This is a genomic window from Pseudoalteromonas phenolica (assembly GCF_005886345.1).
Taxonomy (GTDB): domain Bacteria; phylum Pseudomonadota; class Gammaproteobacteria; order Enterobacterales; family Alteromonadaceae; genus Pseudoalteromonas; species Pseudoalteromonas phenolica_A.
In genome coordinates this window covers 14297-33821 of sequence record NZ_PNEC01000055.1, presented here as the reverse complement: position 1 = coordinate 33821, position 19525 = coordinate 14297, and the positions used below count along the sequence as shown (strand labels likewise).

General features: G+C 38.1%; 19 protein-coding genes. 12 read left to right on the top strand and 7 right to left on the bottom strand.

What is annotated here, in order from left to right:
* Positions 1 to 324, top strand: a 324-nt coding sequence (locus CWB72_RS20650; RefSeq protein WP_171037355.1) for a hypothetical protein, incomplete at its 5' end; no start/stop codon positions are given.
* Positions 325 to 409: 85 nt separating this feature from the next.
* Here the strand turns inward: CWB72_RS20650 and CWB72_RS17620 are convergent.
* Positions 410 to 1756, bottom strand: coding sequence for a transglycosylase SLT domain-containing protein (locus CWB72_RS17620; protein WP_138634130.1), 1347 nt, complete (start codon positions 1754 to 1756; stop codon positions 410 to 412).
* A gap of 53 nt (positions 1757 to 1809) precedes the next feature.
* Positions 1810 to 2388, bottom strand: a complete 579-nt coding sequence (locus tag CWB72_RS17615) for an LPP20 family lipoprotein (RefSeq protein ID WP_138634127.1) — start codon at positions 2386 to 2388, stop codon at positions 1810 to 1812.
* Between the two features lie 189 nt (positions 2389 to 2577).
* Here CWB72_RS17615 and CWB72_RS17610 point away from each other — a divergent pair, with 189 nt between their 5' ends.
* The 3 genes from CWB72_RS17610 to CWB72_RS17600 are packed head-to-tail and all read left to right on the top strand — an operon-like array spanning position 2578 to position 5867.
* Entirely contained in the window at positions 2578 to 4263 is a 1686-nt protein-coding gene (locus CWB72_RS17610; RefSeq protein WP_252371586.1) for a hypothetical protein, read from the top strand.
* Between the two features lie 19 nt (positions 4264 to 4282).
* Positions 4283 to 4897, top strand: a complete 615-nt coding sequence (locus CWB72_RS17605; protein WP_138634121.1) for a penicillin-binding protein activator LpoB — start codon at positions 4283 to 4285, stop codon at positions 4895 to 4897.
* Positions 4845 to 5867, top strand: a complete 1023-nt coding sequence (locus tag CWB72_RS17600; RefSeq protein ID WP_138634118.1) for an LPP20 family lipoprotein — start codon at positions 4845 to 4847, stop codon at positions 5865 to 5867. Before CWB72_RS17605 ends, CWB72_RS17600 begins: the two co-directional genes overlap by 53 nt.
* Before the next feature lie 8 nt (positions 5868 to 5875).
* Here the strand turns inward: CWB72_RS17600 and CWB72_RS17595 are convergent, their stop codons facing one another.
* Positions 5876 to 7369, bottom strand: coding sequence for a diguanylate cyclase (locus CWB72_RS17595; protein WP_138634115.1), 1494 nt, complete (start codon positions 7367 to 7369; stop codon positions 5876 to 5878).
* Positions 7370 to 7480: 111 nt separating this feature from the next.
* Positions 7481 to 8494 carry a nucleoid-associated protein YejK gene (yejK, locus tag CWB72_RS17590; protein ID WP_138568867.1) on the bottom strand — a complete coding sequence of 338 codons (1014 nt, stop codon included), beginning with the start codon at positions 8492 to 8494 and terminating at the stop codon, positions 7481 to 7483.
* Between the two features lie 64 nt (positions 8495 to 8558).
* Between yejK and CWB72_RS17585 the strand changes: the two genes are divergently transcribed.
* The 7 genes from CWB72_RS17585 to CWB72_RS17555 all read left to right on the top strand — a co-directional run bounded on the left by CWB72_RS17585 (position 8559) and on the right by CWB72_RS17555 (position 14540).
* Positions 8559 to 8771 (top strand): DUF1414 domain-containing protein, encoded by a 213-nt coding sequence (locus CWB72_RS17585; RefSeq protein ID WP_138568926.1) that lies wholly within the window; start codon positions 8559 to 8561, stop codon positions 8769 to 8771.
* A 4-nt stretch (positions 8772 to 8775) separates the two neighbouring features.
* On the top strand, positions 8776 to 10275 hold the full coding sequence (locus CWB72_RS17580) for a DUF3413 domain-containing protein (protein WP_138634112.1): 1500 nt from the start codon (positions 8776 to 8778) through the stop codon (positions 10273 to 10275).
* Between the two features lie 80 nt (positions 10276 to 10355).
* Entirely contained in the window at positions 10356 to 10832 is a 477-nt protein-coding gene (locus tag CWB72_RS17575; protein WP_138634109.1) for a DUF4124 domain-containing protein, read from the top strand.
* A 141-nt stretch (positions 10833 to 10973) separates the two neighbouring features.
* A complete protein-coding gene (gene aceK / locus CWB72_RS17570) occupies positions 10974 to 12707 on the top strand; it encodes a bifunctional isocitrate dehydrogenase kinase/phosphatase (RefSeq protein ID WP_138634106.1) in 1734 nt (577 codons plus the stop codon).
* Entirely contained in the window at positions 12704 to 13642 is a 939-nt protein-coding gene (locus CWB72_RS17565) for a LysR family transcriptional regulator (RefSeq protein ID WP_130255821.1), read from the top strand. The genes aceK and CWB72_RS17565 overlap by 4 nt, the downstream gene beginning before the upstream one ends.
* Positions 13643 to 13831: 189 nt before the next feature.
* On the top strand, positions 13832 to 14329 hold the full coding sequence (locus CWB72_RS17560; RefSeq protein ID WP_138634103.1) for a hypothetical protein: 498 nt from the start codon (positions 13832 to 13834) through the stop codon (positions 14327 to 14329).
* A complete protein-coding gene (locus CWB72_RS17555; protein ID WP_138634100.1) occupies positions 14322 to 14540 on the top strand; it encodes a helix-turn-helix transcriptional regulator in 219 nt (72 codons plus the stop codon). The genes CWB72_RS17560 and CWB72_RS17555 overlap by 8 nt, the downstream gene beginning before the upstream one ends.
* 35 nt (positions 14541 to 14575) lie before the next feature.
* Here the strand turns inward: CWB72_RS17555 and CWB72_RS17550 are convergent, their stop codons facing one another.
* Positions 14576 to 15394 (bottom strand): DUF3667 domain-containing protein, encoded by an 819-nt coding sequence (locus tag CWB72_RS17550; protein ID WP_171037353.1) that lies wholly within the window; start codon positions 15392 to 15394, stop codon positions 14576 to 14578.
* A 258-nt stretch (positions 15395 to 15652) separates the two neighbouring features.
* Entirely contained in the window at positions 15653 to 16255 is a 603-nt protein-coding gene (gene recR, locus CWB72_RS17545; RefSeq protein WP_138634094.1) for a recombination mediator RecR, read from the bottom strand.
* A gap of 175 nt (positions 16256 to 16430) precedes the next feature.
* On the opposite strand from recR, the gene CWB72_RS17540 reads away from it, so the two are divergent.
* Complete coding sequence (locus CWB72_RS17540; protein ID WP_138634091.1) at positions 16431 to 17555, top strand: TRAP transporter substrate-binding protein; 1125 nt, start codon at positions 16431 to 16433, stop codon at positions 17553 to 17555.
* 22 nt (positions 17556 to 17577) lie between these two features.
* On the opposite strand, the gene CWB72_RS17535 is transcribed toward CWB72_RS17540, so the two are convergent.
* On the bottom strand, positions 17578 to 19215 hold the full coding sequence (locus CWB72_RS17535) for a cyanophycinase (protein WP_138634088.1): 1638 nt from the start codon (positions 19213 to 19215) through the stop codon (positions 17578 to 17580).
* Positions 19216 to 19525: the final 310 nt, after the last annotated feature.

The window sequence follows — 19525 nt, the reverse complement described above, 5'->3', positions numbered from 1 at the left end:
ACTGTTGAAGTAGCTGAAGCTCCTAAAGCAGAAGAAGCTGATAAAGTAGTTGAAACGCCTAAGGCTGAAGAAACTGTTGAAGTAGCAGAAACACCTAAAGCTACTAATGCTTTGTCAGCACTACCTCGCATTCGTTTCCATGCCAATGCATCAGCGCCAATGACGAAAGCACAAAGCAGTGATGACATTGAAGCATTTGAAATGCCATCTGCTATGCCTCTAGAGCAACGTACACCTACTCATAACTCAGGTATGTCTGCGGGTTCTAAAGCACCAACAGCAAGAGCAAGTGCCGAGATGGCCTCTCCTGCTCAGGTAGACTAAGCATAATCGCTAACTAAAAAAGGCTGCAATTGCAGCCTTTTTTGTTCTTTAAGTTCCTCGAACAAAAGGTTAAAGCGCCGCAAATCTAGAGGTAATTCCCCGTATATAATTTTTCTTTCTCAAGCACCTTGTGAATGTACTTTCTAGTTTCGTCATAAGGTAAATTAGCACTCAATACTTCTAATACGCGTTCAGGAGACATAGAGTTAATGACTTTGCTGGCATTTTTAATATTTCTAGAGCCATCATCATTAAAGGCTCTTGCTACATTCCCAGCTCCAGTATTATAGGCCGCTATCATGCAGTACTTTCTACTTAAAGGATCTGAGATATGTTTTAAGTAGCGTTTATCAAGTAAATGCAAGTAAGCCGAGCCCGCTTCTATATTATTATCAGAAACATATAAATATGGCGCTGACATAGCCGCATCAATATCATACAAGAATCTATTCACATCAATTCCCGCGCTTGTTGGCACAACTTGCATTAAACCAAAAGCAGGTATATGAGACTTCGCCATCGGATTAAAATGACTTTCTGTATGCATCACAGCCAATATCGTTGCTGGAGGTAATTCAAATCGCGTACTTTGCTTTTGTATCGACGCAAGGTACTTCTCTGCACGCTGTGATACTTGATTACTTTTAGGCAAAGTGATTACAAACTCAGTGATAAACGTATTTTTTGGCGCCTCGGAAATAATTTCAGGCACGTTTTTTTTAAGAGTAAGCATGCGCTTCTGTTCTAACTGTTTTAAGGCTGCTTTATCTTTTTCTAAAGAGTTGAGCGATTGCTTATTACCGTTTTCATTCACAAGTTGTTCGTCATATTTTTTATCAAGCGCTTGCTGTTGAAGACGCGTTTGTTTCTTTATCTCTTGTAACGCCTTCTTCAATGCTTTTGCTTGAGATTTTTTATCAATCTTTGTGGTGTCTGCTTGATTAAAATTTCGTTCATCTAAAGATGCAGGCGCATGGTTATAAAACTCTTGCAATAGTGCTTGTTCAGAACGAAGGAATTGCTGAAATAACGCCTCTACTTCTTGCTTTTTAGGTTCGGTCCCAGCCTTATGCTTAACACTCAAAGTCAGAGTATTATTCTCAAAATCAACATTCAGTCTGGCTGAATCATCATCTGAATAACTCACAAACTGATTTTGGTTTGTTACTTGTGCATCACCCCAAGATTTTAAAAGTTGATCTCTGAACGTGTCATATTCCGCCATTTGCGTTTCAACATAACGATTAAAGTCTTTTAAGTGTTGCTGCTTAAACGCCTCAAATTCAGTTAAGTTATTTGCTTCTGTTGAATTTTGCTCAGCCTGCCAGGACTGCATGGCTTTATCGAGTTCAGTATAAAGATTAGAAGGTGTAGCTTGCACATGCAGTGCTAAAATGGGGGATGCTGCTAATAGCATTAATTGACGTTTCATTTACTTGTCCTCAATGACAAAAAAGCGCATCGATTGATGCGCTTAGAAATGCTTTAGTTTGTTAATCTTTCGATTTCCTTTTCTAGATCCTGCTCTGCTTTGAACGCTTTAAATTCTTGATATAGGAATTGTTCATCTTGAGGGTCGATTTTTAGCTTAGTTTCTTTCACTAAATCTTGGAAAAGTGTTTTTGTTAATTCAGGAGATAGTGTCGTTAATGCACAAAAATAGTCTTTGCCTGCGATATCGACAATATCAGCTTTAACTACGCGAGATCCGCGCAGTGTTTGTTTAGTTAATTGTTTAGAAACAGAACTAAAAGTTGAGCCCACAGTTGTTTTATCATTTGCATCAACACGGTTAGCAAAAGTTTTATCTAAACCTTCAATACGTGTTTCAATTTGTTGTGCCAACGCAAGGCGAGCATTCGCAACTGCCATTTTCTGATCAATAGAAATATTACCTGAATATTTAATACAATCTGCTGCAGCTATGCCATTTTCAACAACTGGGTTCAATACCCAATCAGGTACGTTAACACGAGAACCAGAAGCACTGTTATCTTGTGTTGAACTACACGCTGACAACATACCTGCCATGAACAATGATGCAATTAGAGGTTTAACTTTCATCTTGGTTTCCTTTAAATCCTAAAGCAATGTTAGATTTACTGTAGCAAAGTTAATCAAGCCAAACAGTAATAAAGTGTAAAAACACCTTTTAACAATTTTACACTTTCAAATCTTACTATTTTTCTTTAACTTACCCATATATTAATGATACTTAAACTATATTCTTTATTTCTACTCTGTGCAAAGGATGTGTCTTTGAAGATTCACCGTATTATTTCACTTAAGCAGTCATTATATTGCTTCTTTTTTATTTTACTCAGTGGTTGTAATGTAACCCCTGCAAATAAAAGTGCCATATTACAAATAGAACAAGGGCAATTTAACGAAGCAAATAAAACCATTAAACAAAACTATTCTGCTGTTGGGAAAAATCGTTTACTTTACGAACTTGAACTTGCCACTATCTCCCATCTAAATGGTGATTATTTACAAAGTAATCAACATCTGACAAATGCAAAATCACATATTGAATCTTTCTACACAATAAGTGTATCTGAGCAGGCTTTAGCGATGCTAAGTGGGCCAACGTTCGCTACATACGAAGGACAGAAATATTATTTGCCACTGGTTCATTACATGATGGCTATTAACTTCAATGCATTAGCACAAAGTCAGCCAAGTATGCGCCAAATTCATTTAGATTCTGCACAAGTAGAAATGAAACAATTAGATGTGTATTTATCTCAATTAAAAACAAATACTGGAGGCTATAGCAAAGAACAGACTGATAATTCACTTACAGATGCCATATACAAAATCTTGCAACCTATTTCAGCTCCTAGTGATTTATTAGAAAACATTGAGTATAAAGATGATGCATTTGCGCACTTTGTGAGTGGTTTGTTAAATGAACAAAATAGTGAGTTAGACGCGGCCAGAATACAATACGAAAGAGCGAATCAAGCATACTCTATGGGTTTTACTAAGCAGTTTGGGCTAGCTAATGAAACCATCACCCTATCTAGAGCCAATTTGGCAAGAGTAATGCAATTAGCAGGCGGTTATCAAAATGAATTAAATGAACTTTTAGATAAGCACCCTAGCTTATCAGTATCTGATTCGCCTCAATTAAGTATTATTCAAGACCTTGGCATTGCACCTGAGAAAAAGCAATTCAACTTATTACTTCGCGCAGAAAGGAACTCTAAGTCTCTCATTATGTACCCAGTCTTTATCGGTACTGCACGTGAAAAACGTGAACAGCAACATTGGTTTCAAATGCTGTATGCCGACACTAGCTTATTCGATATGATGCAAAACTATATTATGGGTGATATCGGCGATGTGGTACTTGGCTCTGTCACCAAACGCATCCCTCTAGGCTCTTTATGGGATGATGCAGAAGAAATCGGGCTAATTGACGCGCTAGAATATGGCGGCAGGATCTCAGTGAGTTATCTCGCTCCACCAAAATTGCCAATAAGAAAAACCGAGGTTTGGCAAGGTAACAAAAAGTTAGCTGAGTTGACTCCTTTTCATTCAATCAGCCAACTTGCGCTTCAACAAGCTTTAGCTAATGCGCAATCTGAGATCAGAGTTGCATTTACACGAGAGATCGTTAAGGCATTAACCACGCAAAAAGCCATTAGAGCAGCAGGCGCTGATCAAAATAACTTACTCGGTAGTTTTGTGAAAATTGCTTCAACTGCAGTCAATGCCATCACAGCGTCTGCTGACACTAGGCAATGGCAATCTTTACCTGCGCAAATAAGAGTCGCTCAGTTCAATATTGAACCGGGTCTACAAAATTTAACAATAAAAACTACCCTTAACTCGGGACGAGTCATACAACAATCGGCTAACATAGATATACAAGGTTCAATGACTATTTGGCATACGCGTACTTTTTTGAATGCGCCTGTAAATAGCCAATGATTATCAAACGGAAGACACAATGCACAGAAAAAAGAACTTTTTAACTTACTCTAGTCTTTTACTTACAGGCACACTCATGCTTGGTGGCTGCCAAAGCACTGAAGTGAAGCGTGTAGATAGTAATCAGGAAATTGCTTTATCTGACAACTGGAATGCCAAAGACTCTCAGTTAGTCGCTGAGGCGATGGTAAACGATATGCTCACTTTCCCATGGGTAAATGACCACTTAAAGAACCATAGTTCAAAGCCAGCCATTATTGTACAAAGCGTTCGCAATAAGTCACATCAACATATCACAGTTGATACCTTCATTAATGATTTGAAGCGCGCTATCTTAAGAACTGGTCAGGCTGATTTCGTTGCAAATAGTTCTATTCGTGCAGAGATCCGTGAAGAACGTAAAGACCAAGAATTAAATGCATCAATCGAAACTCAAAATGAAATGGGCCAAGAGCAAGGTGCAGATTATGCTCTTTCAGGTACAATTAACTCATTTGTTGATGAACAAGGTGGACAACGGGTAACTTTTTACCAAGTTGATTTACGTTTAATAGATATGACTAGTAACCGAGAGGTATGGAATGGCCAGAAGAAAATTCAAAAACATCAAAAGCGTTCGCGCTTTGGTTTCTAAAACTCCCATTGCGGCCTGTTTATCATTACTGATGTTGTCTGGCTGTCAGTCAACAACATCTACGAATGAGGTAGTTACACCCGCTTGGATCACACAAACTCCGAGTGCACCGAATGTGGTTTACGGTGTTGGTCAAGCTCAAAACTATGGCAACTTACAGCAAGCAAAAAATACGGCTCAAGAATCTGCTCGTATTGCTCTAGCTAAACAGTTGAATGTGGTTATTGCCGCTGATACAAGCATAATTCAGCAAGCTAAGAATGGCACAAGTAAATTCAAACTCAATGAGATCATTCGCTCACAAGTGCCTGATATTAAACTTCAAGGTTTGCAAATCACTGAAGAGTATCAGCAGGGTAACACGCTTTATGCATTGGCACAGTTCAATAAAAGCAATGCGATAATGCAAACCGAACTTGAAATTGCAGGGCTTGATAACCAGATTGCCGCACTGAATTTAAACCTGCCATCTAAAAGCCAGCGTTTAAAGTCAGCACTGCAAGTAAAAAGGCTATTAGCAGAGAGAAACAAGAAAAATGACTTTTTGTCGATGCTACAAAGTCAATCAGTTTTGCTAAGTGAACCCGTATTTAACAAAGCGAAGCAGGCTGAAGATGTGATTGCTGATTTAAGTTTTAACTTAGAGATGGCATCAGACAAAGAGTCTAATTTAAGAGATCATTTAGCTAAAGCACTCACGGATCAAGGTTTGAAAATCTCGACCTTTCGTCCTGACTTCACGATTAAGATCAGAACTGACTGGCAAAATATCAATCAAGATAATACCCATTTTAGTCATGCACAAACATTTGTATCTATCTTAGAAAATGGTGAAGAAAAAGCGCACTTCAATAGTAAAGTAAAAGCCGCGTCATCTTATCAAAGCATGGCGAAGAACAAAGCGATGGATAAAATCGCAGACCAATTGGCTGGCCAAATAGCGGAGTTTATTACCACCTCTTACTTGTAAGTGCCCACTTATATTCTATCTAACCTTAATTTAAGCGCTTGGTTTTTACCTTGCGCTTCTGCCTTCTCCAAAGCTTTAGCTGCTAAACTCAATAAATTTGTGTGACTAAACTGTTTATCTGCAGAAGCAGTTGCAATTCCAACAGATACCGAAACAAACTCGCTATCATGCGTTTTGCTATAACAGATCTGTCTAGAAAGAACATTGTCTTGGATTCGTTTGGCTATTTTTAAGAGCTCTTTTTCTGGTGTGTTATGTAAGATCATCACAAACTCTTCCCCGGAAAACCGCCCTACTATATCTTCACTGCGTCCACTGGCTAAGATATTTGAAATACTCATTAAAGCTTCATCACCGGCGGCATAACCATACTTAAGGTTATATTTTTTCAGATTATCAACATCAATTATAAATACCGTCAATTCTGTTTTATAACGACAAGCAGTCTGCCAGCTTCTCGCGAGTACACGTTCAATCTCTCTACGATTATAAAAACCAGTCAGAGGGTCATGTGTTGCATACCCACTTATGATGTCTAGCTGGTGTTTATTGCGCACATGTGTGCCAAGTCGCCCTAATAAGCTATCACGCTGGCGGCCGACATGTAGCATATCAGTCATGCCCGCAGAAAAACCTTGGGCCTCAATTAAATCACTGACTGAATCACTGAAATAAATAATAGGTGTCGTTGAACTTGTTTGTTCCTTAAGCTCAGCACATAACTTAAATTCAAGATCCAGCTCGTACTCAATGAGAATGACCGAAAAACTTTGCTCGCAAGCATCTTTTAACAACTGTTCTACTGAAGTTGTTTTTTGTAGCTCGTAGCCACCATGCGATAAATATCCTGATATCACTTGAGCAGAAAGTGAATCTCCCAAAAGCATAGCTTTCTCATGCGTTTTTAAATTACAAGCACTAGAATGATCTAGTTTCTTAATGTCTTTATTTTCATAAAAAGACAAGATGGTTTCTGCACTTTGCAAACCTGTTACAAAGGAATGATGGTTATTAACCATAACTGGCACTTTTTGTTCATAATCAGACCTTTCCCAATCCGCTTGCCATATCTGTAACTGTGACTGACTTGATTCACTGTACACAAATTCTTCAACATCATACTGAATAAGGAGTTGGTCGATGACCACTGGATCAGAAATATCTTTTCCTTCCACCCATAATGCTCGGTACAAAGCATCCCTAAAATTGAATGCTTTATCAGGAAAGCTTGTTGCGACCGCACAAATAATCTCATTGATAACGGCTGTATTAACAACTAATTTCGGATTGTGGATTTCAATGTCAGGTGCTTTATCTAAAACAGCTTTAAATTCGGTATTTAATATCTCAACGTATTTGAGCTCTTGCGTATTTGCCGAGCGCGCATGTTCGACCAAACGCCACTCTACAGATTCAATGAGATTCAGTTGTTTTAAGCGCTCATGTAAAACAAAACAAAACGGACAGTTTATATCTGCATAAACAAACGGTTGTATACTCATAGTGACCAAATACTGTTTTAAATATTATTAAATATAGACAAGACTTTACATTAGTGTAGGCAAATAAAAAAAGAGCCTGGGCTCTTTTTTTATAATTATAAGTAATTGGTATTATTCATGCTCTTCATAAAAGCGCTCAAGCTGCTCTTTCAAATTGGGTGGAATGCCCTTAATCATCAATGTATCATTCTGCGCATCATATAAAACTCGATCGCCTAAGTGCTTACGCTCAAAACCGACACTTACACCACCACCTAGGCCTGAGAATTTAACCATGGTAGTTAAAGTTTTTTTATCTACTGGAAAAGACTCAGCTAAATCATAGCTTTGCTCTTTATAAAAGTCTTCAAATTGTGTCTCTGAAGATTTAGACAAAGTTTCGGATAAGTCAGCTATATTCGCATCTTCACCCGTTGTGATACAGTCATTACAATAATCAAAGACTTCTTTTCTCAAGTCGTCTTTTTCTTCCTTATTAAATTGTTGTTCACTTAAATAGTCTTCTACAGCGGCCAGCATCACATTCGATTGCTGTTTCGCGTCAATGCCTTCTTCGCACCCTAGGAAGTCTAAGAAGAAATCTGCCACTTTTCGCCCAGCTCGACCTTTAATAAAAGAAATATAACGAGCCTCTTCAGCTTGTGTGTCCCAAGCAGATAAATCAATTCTTGCAGCCAACTGCATACGAGAAATATCTAAATGACGAGATGCAGACAAATCTAATTCAGAAGTAATTGAGTAATGCTCTTTAATGTTTATTAGTGCAATTAGCACATATTCGGTTGCCACATACTGATAGTGACAAAATACCAAATACCCAGTTTCGTTGAATGCGTATTTATTCAACTCTTCTTTTAAAACTTGTGTTGCCTGTTCAGTCACGTTATAAAAACTTAGCTCATTATTACGATAACTCTGCATAGCCGAAGCTACTAGGCTATTTTTATCTGGGCTAAACGCACAATAACCTTTTCCTGGTTTACCAGTGTAGGCATGATGTAATTGCTCAATAAACACATTTACTCTGTCGTTAATTGACATCTCATCATTACGTAAATGGATCTGAGTATCTTCGTCCTGTTTGTCGACATAATGGACAACCAGCTTATTCACCTCAATGCTCATCTTTGTTTTTCGCGCCTCTGGTGTTAAAATGAAAAATTATTATTTATTGATTTTGAACCAACTGATGCCTATCCAATCTAAATATTCTAACAAACAAGTAGAACAAATTGTCGACCAGCTTATTGATGTCTTAACTCAGAAACAGGCACCTGTTGATCTCAGTCTTATGTGTTTAGGAAATTCTATCACGCATATTCTAAAAGAACATGTACCAGAAAATAAAAGACAAGCTGTTGCTGAAAATTTCGCTCAAGCGCTCGTGCAATCGGTAAAATAACTGAATGAATCTCACCCCTGACAATCCGTTTTCTTCGAAAGCCAGTCAGCTATTAAGCTGGGGCCACTGGTTTACATTCGCTAATATTGGGTTAGTGCTGTTGATCAGTACCAGCTATTTATTCGCTGATAGCCCGCCTAATACAGCACTTGGCTGGTTTTATATGCTGATAACTTGGGTGAGTCATACTAGCTTTATTACATTTTGTGCCTTTGTATTAACCATCTTCCCTCTTAGCCTTGTTTTTCCGTACCCAAGACATATTCGTGGTATGGCTGCAGCCATAGCGACTCTGGGCATATCGATGCTCTGTCTTGATGCCTTCGTTTATTTTAATCTTGGCTATCATATAAATATTCAATCTTTACCTGAAATAGTCTCTCTTCTCTGGTCGACTTTGACAGGTACACCAGCGATTACAACTGTGCTGGCCGGTTCTTTAATTATCATTATATTGGGGCTAGAGTTAATCGCCAGTAATCATGCTTGGCGACATTTAGAGAGATTAAAGAATCTAAAACTCGTAAAATATGCTACGAGTGTCTTAGTAAGCTGCTTTGCTTTGAGTCATAGTATTCATATATGGGCTGATGCAAACAACTATTTTGACATCACTAAACAAGATAATGTACTGCCTTTATCTTATCCGACTACCGCTAAAACTCTATTAGCACGTCACGAACTACTTGATATTGAAAAATATCAACAAGCAAGAAACCTGCAGTTACAAGGTTCTAAAGGAAGTTATTCTTTAACAACATCTATCCCTAGCTGTGAAGCCGACGGTAATAAAATTGATATTTTAGTTTTTAAAGACAAAAATTTATTAAATAACTATTTAGAAACGAATAATGATGTAAAGGTCTTAAAGTATGTTATCCAACCGACACATAATCAAGACGCTTTATTTAATTTAATCTATGGGATCCCAGCGTATTACAACTCTAAAACCTTAAGAGAGGTAATACCTGCTTGGTCAAAAAATAATAATTTGCTAGGTGTAAATAACTTCGAAAAGTTTGGTTTTAAGAGCATTATTGGCGAGCACCCAATTAATATACATTTTATCGATAAGATTAGTTCGCTACCTACCGACAATACAATCGCCTTTTCCTTACCTCCTAGCGACTCCAAAGAACTTATTGTTTCAACCAATGTATATATGTCTAATTCAATCTCACTTGCAAACAGCGATGGCTTTAAACAACTTAATGACATCACATATTCATTAGTTGCTAACCAGCTTAGTTGCCCTCAACTCGCAGAATCAACTATGTTAGGTAGGGATCTTAGTCAGTCACGTCAACTCGAAGGCGTAAACTACTCTCAAGGTGTACTCATTACATTCAAAAAAGACCGTATAACATTAGTAAACCCTGATGGCAGTTATAAACAAATGTCTGGAGCCGAAGGGTTTACGTTAGAGCAGAACCTAGATATTCCTTTTTTAATCCAAAGTATCAAAGAGTTACAAAAGTTTACCGACACTGGTAATGGTCGTTAACTTGCAACTCTCTTTAGATTAACTATATTTCAAGTAGCCTTTTCAAAGGTAATGGAGATACATTTAAAGGGAGTTATCTTATGCTACGCTGGTTTTTCTTAACAAGCTGTTTTTTTGCTACATATACCCAAGCAGAAAAAGTCACTGTAAATTATTACAAATGCGTGACAGATCGGGGCACAGTATTTAGCCAAAGACCATGCGGAAAAAATGGCACACAACATACACTCACTCACTCAAACCCCGAAGCAGTCGTACCTTCTGAGCAACACTTCAAAACACTCAATAATCTTGAGAAACAGCAAATAGTTCGGAATTTAAAACGTGAGATCCGCGCAAAGCGTCAAAAAGCAGCTATCTTGAGCCGTGACAGAGACAGAGACTCTAGAGAACAGCAAGCTAGACTAAACAGGATCATGGATGATGAGAAAAAGAAACAAACTATCAAAGACGTAAGAAAGCAGCTCAAATCAATTAACAAACAATATTTAAAAAATGCCAAAGATATAGACAAGCAAATTGCTCGTCTAGAAAAGCAGCTCGCACGTTATCAATAATCTTCACTCAGTATTCAGCCTCTAGACAAATGTGGGATAGCCAAACGCCCCTCTTTCATTATATAGTGATAGCAAGATAATGCGTTTTTGGTAACTTTACCCCTATTTTGATGGCAAATTACCTAAATATCGAGGATGATGATGCACGCTTTCAGTCTAGCCCAATTAATACTTTCTGGCTTTGCCAAGCACTATCAATTATTTCAAGAGATCACAGGGCAAGCACCTACCGCTTTTGCTAAACAAGATTGGGGTAAGATCCAACAAATCAGCAAAGCACGCATCCATCATTATGATGCCAGAGTCAACGAAACCATTAATGACGTAAAGGAGCTACTAAACTGTGATGTACTTGATGAAACTTTTTGGTATCAAGTCAAGCAACACTATCTCGATTTATTAACCTTCCATCCTCAAGCAGAACTAGCAGAAACCTTCTATAACTCAGTATTTTGCCGTTTGTTCGATAGGCAGTATTTCAATAATGACTTTATTTTCGTCGAAACAACATTAAAAGATGCCCCTGCTGTTGCTGTTGAAACCGAATATCGAAGTTACTTTCCAGTTGTTAAAGGGTTAAAGCCCACCATCAAACAGATTATCAATGAGTTTGACTTTCAGTGTGAGTTTGCCAATTTAGAGCATGATATAAGACTATTAGTAAAAGCATTTATTCAACAAGCACCTGATACACACCACCAGCATCACCAAATGCGTTTTGATATGTTACCTGCGCCATTTTATCGCAATAAAGGCGCGTATATTATTGGTCGGGTTGCCTCTCAGAGTGGCATTCAACCCTTTATTATTTCTGTGTTGCATAATGAGCAAGGTAAACTGTGTATAGATGCTTTACTTACCAACTCTTCACAGATGCGGGTCATTTTTGGCTTTGCGCGCGCGTATTTTTTGGTTTCAACCAATACCCCATCGGCTATGGTGCATTTCTTAAATCAACTGATGCCAAATAAGACCCCGGCAGAGCTCTACAATGCCATAGGCTTTCATAAACAAGGTAAAACCGAGTTCTATCGTGAGTTTTTACACCATCTAGATAACAGCAATGACAAATTTGTGATAGCACCTGGTACACCCGGTATGGTTATGATGGTATTTACGCTACCAAACTTCCCGTATGTTTTTAAAATCATTAAAGATAAATTCTCTGAGAGTAAACCTTTTGGTCGTGATACGGTATTGGCTCGTTATCAGCTGGTTAAAAACCATGACCGTGTTGGTCGAATGGCTGACACCATCGAATACTCAGATGTTGTGTTGCCGTTAAATAGGTTCTGCCCTGAATTACTTGAGCAATTACTAGCGACTATTGCTGGCAGTATCAAGATAGAAAACGACCATCTTGTCATAAAACACTTATATATCGAACGGCGCATGAATCCGCTAAACCTGTTTATTGAGCAAGCTTCTGACGAACAAAGCTTTAAAGTGATTGACGATTATGGATTAGCCATAAAAGAGATGCTGCAGGCAAATATTTTTCCGGGCGATATGCTGCTAAAAAACTTTGGTGTTAGTAAGCATCATAGGGTGATATTTTATGATTATGACGAAGTACAATATCTAACAGAAATGAATTTTAGAGCCCTGCCCAAACCGAGTTTAGATGATTTATACTCTGGGGCTGATTTATATTCAGTTGCACCACAAGATGTATTTCCTGAGCAGTTATTAACTTTTGTGATGACGAACCTCAAATTAAAAACATTCTTTGAGCAGACTCACCCCGAATTATTAACCGTTGAGTATTGGCAAAATGCACAAGCCGATATTATCAACAAAGTAAGTAAGCATATTTACCCGTACCCATCAGAGCAAAGATTTAACTACATTGCGAAACAAAAGAGATTAATGTGAATATCAGTAAAATAGATTTAAATTTATTAGTATATCTCGACACCTTATTACGAGAATGCAATGTCACCCGAGCTGCGAACCAGCTAAGCATTACGCAACCTGCCATGAGTAATGGCCTAAAGAGGCTGCGTAACCTATTCAATGACCCTATTTTGGTTCGAACCAGTGATGGCATGGTGCCCACAGAGCGCGCTTTAGAGTTACAGCCCGTAATTCGTGGTATTTTAATGACGCTTGAAGAAACCCTTGCGCCAAATCGAGAGTTTGAAGCAAGTCAAAGTAAGCGTGTATTTAGGATCATGGCCAGTGACTACGCCGCAAGTACGCTTGCCCCAAAGCTATTAACTAAGTTACATGAAGAAGCGCCTGACACCACATTAGATATTTTAACGCCCAGTGACGTCACCTTTCATGATGTAGAAAATGGTAAGGTAGATATGGCCATCAACCGCTTTGAGAATCTACCTCAATCTTTTCACCATAAACGTATTTGGAAAGACAGTTTTTGCTGTTTAATTAAATCTGATAACCCAATTATCGATAAATTTAACCTCGATGCTTATTTAAAGGCACGCCATATCTGGGTAAGTAAAACAGGCTTTGGTGTGGGTGTTGGTATGGATCCAGAAGATGTACAGAAACTGGGTTGGGTTGATGAAGCGCTTGCGCACTTTGGTAAACACAGAAACATAGCAACCTTTACCCGTAACTATCATGTGGCCATTCATCTAGCAAAAGAACAAAACCTCATCGCCACATTGCCTTCAAAAGCCGCGAATATTTATAAAGACGACCCACAGCTTGCTATTTTAGAACCACCATTCCCCATTCCACCTTTTGAGTTGGATATGATTTGGAGTCCGTTACTTCACCGTGATGCAAGCCATATATGGCTGAGACAAAAAGTTGCAGAGGTGGCTGAAGAGTTAAAATAAGCATAACCTTCTGAAGTTACATATTAATACCTGCTTCTGCAGGTATTTTTTTGCCCTGAAAACATACCTTGTTACATTTAAAGTGACAAGAAAAGCTGACTCAAGGTAAAAAATATTTGACCCACCCACTAGTTTGACGTAATTTTGTTCATGTAAAAAATATTTAACCTAAAGTAAAAAGGAACATACATGACTAGACAGAAAAAATTTAAAGAATGGCTTGATAGCTGTAGCTTTCGAGAAGTGACATTACTCGTTGATTTGCTTATTTGTGGCTACATATTGTTTTATTATTTACGTGCAATGTTATTAGCAAGTACTGAGCAATTGAGTGATATTACTTGGTTATCTGAGCTACTTGGTAACGTGATCATTTATAGTATTGTGCTGATGATAGCTAGTTATATTCTTTTGGCCCTTGCGAGTGAAAAAGAGCTTGAACAGCCCATGGATGTACGTGAGAAGCAAATCAACTTAATCGGCTACAAATACTCGGCATGGATCTTACAAATCGGTTTAGGTATAGGCATTTTCCAATATCAAATTGAAGCTAACCCGTTTTTTGCAGATAAAATCAGTATGCCTTTTTTACCACTACATATTATGGTCATCGCCTTTATCTTAGCTGAAATCGTTTTTTATGGTGTGCAACTTATTAAAGGCCGTACAGGAGCTATTTATGACTGATCGCGTTATCACTAATTCGATTAGGACACTGAGATTTTTAAACAATGAGATGACGCAAAAGCAACTTGCTGAAGCCATCGGAGTGACTCGTCAAACAGTGATGGCCATTGAAGCCAACAAGTACTCGCCAAGTTTAGAAGTGGCTTTCAAAATTGCAGAAGTGTTCTCTTTACCACTTGAAGAAGTATTTCAATATAATAAAGCTGAATAAAGCCAAAGGGTTGGCTTTATTCTCTTTGAAAAGGGTTAGAGATTATTAGTTTCAACCTGCTTTTCACTTTCAGCTTGTTCTAATTTATGTTGTTTAGCTGCATCTTCGTAACCAATCTGAATATGAGTATGCAATGCACTTAGATAACCCACTATGAGTATTCCTAAAAACATAACTGCGCAAGACTTAAAAAATACTTTTATTTTATTTTTATTGAAAAAAGTCGTGTAAGTATAAATAGGAAATACGATTGATAAACACAAAGAAGTATAACCTATAGCTTTTGCACCTAACAAACTCGTAGCAACCAATATAGAAGTAAACCAAGTTAAATGTGCAGATGGTAGAATTGCTAATACGTAAAACTCAGTAAATTTAATACCTTCTTTTCTAAAGAAAACTCTCAATAACAGAGCAAAAATTGCTGCGTAAATAAAAGTTAAAAACAACATTGAGCCTTCTATAATTTTGCTTAATACCTCACCAAAATGCTGAGTGTCAGGTGAAGTAGAGCTCATGAAAGCACTCATTGTCAGCTCACTGATGGATTGGCCAGTTAAAGCTGTTAAAAAAATAAAAAATGTCAAACTCCAGAAAGCGTATTTAATTGGATTAAAATAACTTGCTCTCTTGCCTTCTATATAATCTCTGCAAACTCTACCTGGGGAAGTTGTCATAGTGATAAATGTTTTTAAAAATGGTGACTCAAACTCTAAAAGCGCTCTTTGAGCTGTCTTAAATAGTTCTTTTAGAGTGATGCGTTTTACTTTCTCTTGCCCACATTCGCCACAAAAGCGTGTTGTTAATTTTGCACCACAGTTTAAGCAATTTGCTTGCTCATCAAAGTTTACCACGTGATTCATCCCTATCGAAAACGACTAAAAATAGAGTATTAGACACTATTATTGTAGGCAAATTGTCCCTAACCTGATACTTCCTGTCAAAGGTTTATTTACATATCCGATATTAATACATTGAATAAAGCGTCAGTTTTAGTCCCTCAAAATGATTAGGTATAAAGAGGGTTGGTATTATTTATAATCAGGAAAATAAAAAAGCTAATCATGTTATATGATTAGCTTTTCTTACTGCTTAAAAGGTCAGAGTGCATTTTAGGTAATGGCTTTTCGCCCTGAAAACGCATGCATTAGCGTCATGCCATCGACCAAATCAAGCTCGCCGCCTACCGGCATGCCATGGGCAATTCGAGAAGCGAGTACATCATATTTTTGACAAAGCTCAGAAATAAAATGTGCTGTTGCTTCACCTTCTACGGTTGGGTTAGTAGCGAGAATCACCTCATCAATATTACCATCTGATAAACGACGCTCTAACACATCTAAACCAATTTCATTTGGGCCTATGCCATCTAACGGTGATAAATGCCCCATTAATACAAAGTACAAGCCTGTGTACTGACCAGTTTGCTCAATGGCAAGTACATCAGTTGGCGATTCAACTACACATAATAGGCGACTATCTTGGCGTTTAATATTTTGACATAGCGAACACTCTAGCTCTTCACAAAACGTGCGACAAGTTTGGCAGTGCCCAATAACTTGCATCGCTTTAGTTAGGCTTTGCCCTAACTGGCTGCCACCTTCTCTATCTCTTTCAAGCAAGTGAAAAGCAATACGCTGAGCCGATTTAGGGCCAATGCCGGGTAAACAGCGCAAAGCTTCAATGAGTTGTGATAAGGTTCCAGATAGTTGCATAACGCTTCTTTTTTTATTAAAACTCAACCTGTTTATGTTGAGGAATCTAATTTGTTCTTGTGGATTATAAAAGCGCACAAATTTTGCGACAAGCTTTACTTTAATATTTGCTTGTATTAATGATGATAATCAACTTTTTCGCTTTATATTTCTATTTTAGAGCTATACTCTAATTATGAATACAAATAGACGTCAATTTATCAAAGGGGCTGCTAGTATAGGCGCTCTAGGTTACTTTACCCCTTTTTCATGTTTTCCATTCGAGTCAGTTCAAATGGAGTATGACCCATTGCAAGAAGCAGAAAAACAGAAAAGTGCGCAATACATATTAAATTTTGCTTCTCCTTACAAAACGAGTCAATTCAAAACAACACCTCACATGCACCAACAATTAAAGTTTTACATTGAGTCTCTGTCTGAAGGAAAAATCTATGTGTCACTTTTCGATAACGGTAAGCTTGGTGTTGGCACCGAACTCATGGCCGCTATCAGCCACACACGAATTGATGCGGCGCTAATCTCTGTCTCAAACTTATCTCGAGCATTGCCTTTACTCGACATACTTAACATTCCCTTTTGGGCTAGTAATAACCAAGCTTATCTGAACCTTGTCACCTCAGAAAGCTGGAAAAATTTAGTTCTCAAACCAATACAAATTCAAGGAAAGCTCGAAGTATTACTTCATCATATAGTTGGAGCAAGAACTTTAACGACTGTAAAACGCTCTAATGGACGTGTCATAATGCCAGAAGATTTAAATGGCATTACTTTGCGAGTTCCCGCATCTCAAGTTCTCGCTCACTTTTACAAGTTAACTAAGGCTAATATTGTAGAAGTACCTTGGGCTAAAACAGCTAAAATGGCTCGCCTTGGGTTAATTGATGCCCTTGACCCAAGCATCATAGGCCTGTACGCAGGACCCGGTAACCTTAAAAGTCACTTAAAGCATATCGCTTTTATAAATAGCGTACCCGATGCATGGGTGACTGTAGTAAACCAAAGTTGGCTAAACAAGCTTCCAAGTACATTAAAAGAAGTGGTTCAATTAGCTGCGAAAATAACGTTTCAAGATCATGTTGAAAGCATTGGTGCTGTCAATTTAGCTTGCGAAGAAGCACTTACGAGTAATGGAACGGCAATCTACAGACTCAACGAAGAAGAGCAATTTGAATGGGTTGAGCAGTTTGATCACAAACAGCCAGCTTGGCGCAGTGTCAAAAGGGATTTATTAGGTGATCTCAACACATTTGAAAAATTACTTGATGCGACCAATGAAACCAGTATCTATCAGCTTTCTTAGTGTTGTGAACACCTATTTTTAGTTAATTATCCTTTGCTTTGGATAATGAATTTATTTTCATCAACAAGTTTTCGATTTTCATACTTTGGCCCAATAACTCACAGCTAGTTTGCTCAAGCTTTCTGAATATAAGCTCATTATTTTTTATACCCTGCTCTTTATTAACAAGACTTGATATGTCACCAGTACAAAATACTTTAAGCCTTTCTCTTATCAAGGCGTCAGAGATCAAATCTTCTGAATGCCCAACTCGCCCATTTATTTTAATCTCTGCGAAATTTTCTACATTTGGATTCAACATGAATTCGCTACTTGCCGGGTAAAAATTATATAAAAATGAGTACTTTGAAACCTTTTCAAGTAGCACTACCCCTTTCTTGCCCAGCACAGAGAATTTATTTACTGCTTTTTCGACTTTAAGTGCTGTGGTTTCATCTACTCCAAAACCCCACCTTTGGTTAGTTTCGGCTAATAACACCGCTAGCCTTGGTGTGCGACCTCTTTCACTAAAATGCGTGTCTAGAATACCGAAATTAAAGCTGCCTAACCCACCACGTTTGTCATATGTCAACGCATCATGGGGTAAAATGTCACATCCGCCATGTTGCTGACAGTTCTGCTTGGGCGGAGCTTTTGCAAATGCTCCCGACTCAAGCGCACTTAAGCTTGTGCCATTGGTAATCATAGGCACTTGTCCAGATGCATTTTGGCCACCAGACTGCACCGCTGTACCTGCACTGGTTCCAATCAGAACAGGCCGATTTTGTATCGCTTTCAACCAAGGAAACGCCTTGCCTGTTTCGTTATCAACCATGACCTGTTTTGTCAGAGATTGATCGCCGCCATTAAACATCATGCCACCAGCGCTTGTAATTTCTTGAGTGAGGTTGTCGATGCCTTTTTTACACAGAGCTAGCTCTTGCGCGGTTAAGTCGGGATAAACCAATTCACGATTAAACACGTTATTAAGCTTGTTTCGGTAAATATCTAGGTTGTCACAATCGTTATTACTAATTGCTTTGGCTAAAGCTGGGGTCAATGCAAACCAGGTTGCTTCTACACCATATGCACTAAAAAGCCCCTGATAGAAATCAGCTGACTCGTATGGGTCACGAGAAGACGCGGTACTCAGGAGTAATTTTGCATTATTTTGCTGTTTTAGCGTTTTTACAATGTCATTTAAGATTTCAGTGCTGGCAGGTTCATTATTAAACTGCGTTAACACCTGCTCTTTCGCTCTACGTTGTTCATACAAAACAGGTACTTCTAACATATCAAAAACAAAGTAATATTCTTCATTACTCCAACGCTTATACAAGTAGCTATCTTGTTGCTTAATTGCAGCTATCAGCTCTGATTTTGAATACAACATCTTCGATTTGATTGCTTTTAGCAGCTTTCTAGTTCGATGTTTATGTTGTGTATTATGAGTTGGCCATTTTTCATTCACTGCATTGAGCGTGAGGTCATGAACAAAAAATAATTGTTGACGCTTAGCAGCACTTTCAAAATTGACTTTTTTTGAACAATTTTGAGTACTTTGACTTGAGCAAGTTTTAAGCGAACCGCCAATAAGATAAAGGGTTTGCGCTAAAGATGACGCGCTAAAAAGTAACAAATAGCCCAGACTGATACTGGACAGGAAACGAGCAAAGTTCATACGGACTTTTCCATAAATTTAAAAAATCAGACTTGTCATCACAAAAAAAGCTGTGATATAACTTTCATGAACGTTGCAGGAAGCAAACTAGCACAGGCCAGTTTGCATTGTCAAAAATGAAGAGATGAAGCTATGTATAAAAAAGCGTTTAAGCTTGTTTGCTACTTCTACTCACCTCACTACCTTTCGGAGTGGTTCGACGAGTAGACACACGGTATCAAAACCGTGGCGTTGTCTATTGGTATGCAACCCACCTCAATAAAATCATAATAAATAAACTCTAGCTGTCGAAGGCCTTGATCATCTTGCG

Bases quoted from the DNA above. Each gene is read 5' to 3' on its own strand.
- CWB72_RS17535 (WP_138634088.1), bottom strand. From the start codon at position 19,215: ATGAACTTTGCTCGTTTCCTGTCCAGTATCAGTCTGGGCTATTTGTTA.
- CWB72_RS17580 (WP_138634112.1), top strand. From the start codon at position 8,776: ATGAATCTCACCCCTGACAATCCGTTTTCTTCGAAAGCCAGTCAGCTA.
- CWB72_RS17540 (WP_138634091.1), top strand. From the start codon at position 16,431: ATGAATACAAATAGACGTCAATTTATCAAAGGGGCTGCTAGTATAGGC.
- CWB72_RS17595 (WP_138634115.1), bottom strand. From the start codon at position 7,369: ATGAGTATACAACCGTTTGTTTATGCAGATATAAACTGTCCGTTTTGT.
- aceK (WP_138634106.1), top strand. From the start codon at position 10,974: ATGCACGCTTTCAGTCTAGCCCAATTAATACTTTCTGGCTTTGCCAAG.
- CWB72_RS17615 (WP_138634127.1), bottom strand. From the start codon at position 2,388: ATGAAAGTTAAACCTCTAATTGCATCATTGTTCATGGCAGGTATGTTG.
- CWB72_RS17575 (WP_138634109.1), top strand. From the start codon at position 10,356: ATGCTACGCTGGTTTTTCTTAACAAGCTGTTTTTTTGCTACATATACC.
- yejK (WP_138568867.1), bottom strand. From the start codon at position 8,494: ATGAGCATTGAGGTGAATAAGCTGGTTGTCCATTATGTCGACAAACAG.
- CWB72_RS17555 (WP_138634100.1), top strand. From the start codon at position 14,322: ATGACTGATCGCGTTATCACTAATTCGATTAGGACACTGAGATTTTTA.
- CWB72_RS17585 (WP_138568926.1), top strand. From the start codon at position 8,559: ATGCCTATCCAATCTAAATATTCTAACAAACAAGTAGAACAAATTGTC.
- CWB72_RS17620 (WP_138634130.1), bottom strand. From the start codon at position 1,756: ATGAAACGTCAATTAATGCTATTAGCAGCATCCCCCATTTTAGCACTG.
- CWB72_RS17600 (WP_138634118.1), top strand. From the start codon at position 4,845: ATGGCCAGAAGAAAATTCAAAAACATCAAAAGCGTTCGCGCTTTGGTT.
- CWB72_RS17560 (WP_138634103.1), top strand. From the start codon at position 13,832: ATGACTAGACAGAAAAAATTTAAAGAATGGCTTGATAGCTGTAGCTTT.
- CWB72_RS17605 (WP_138634121.1), top strand. From the start codon at position 4,283: ATGCACAGAAAAAAGAACTTTTTAACTTACTCTAGTCTTTTACTTACA.
- recR (WP_138634094.1), bottom strand. From the start codon at position 16,255: ATGCAACTATCTGGAACCTTATCACAACTCATTGAAGCTTTGCGCTGT.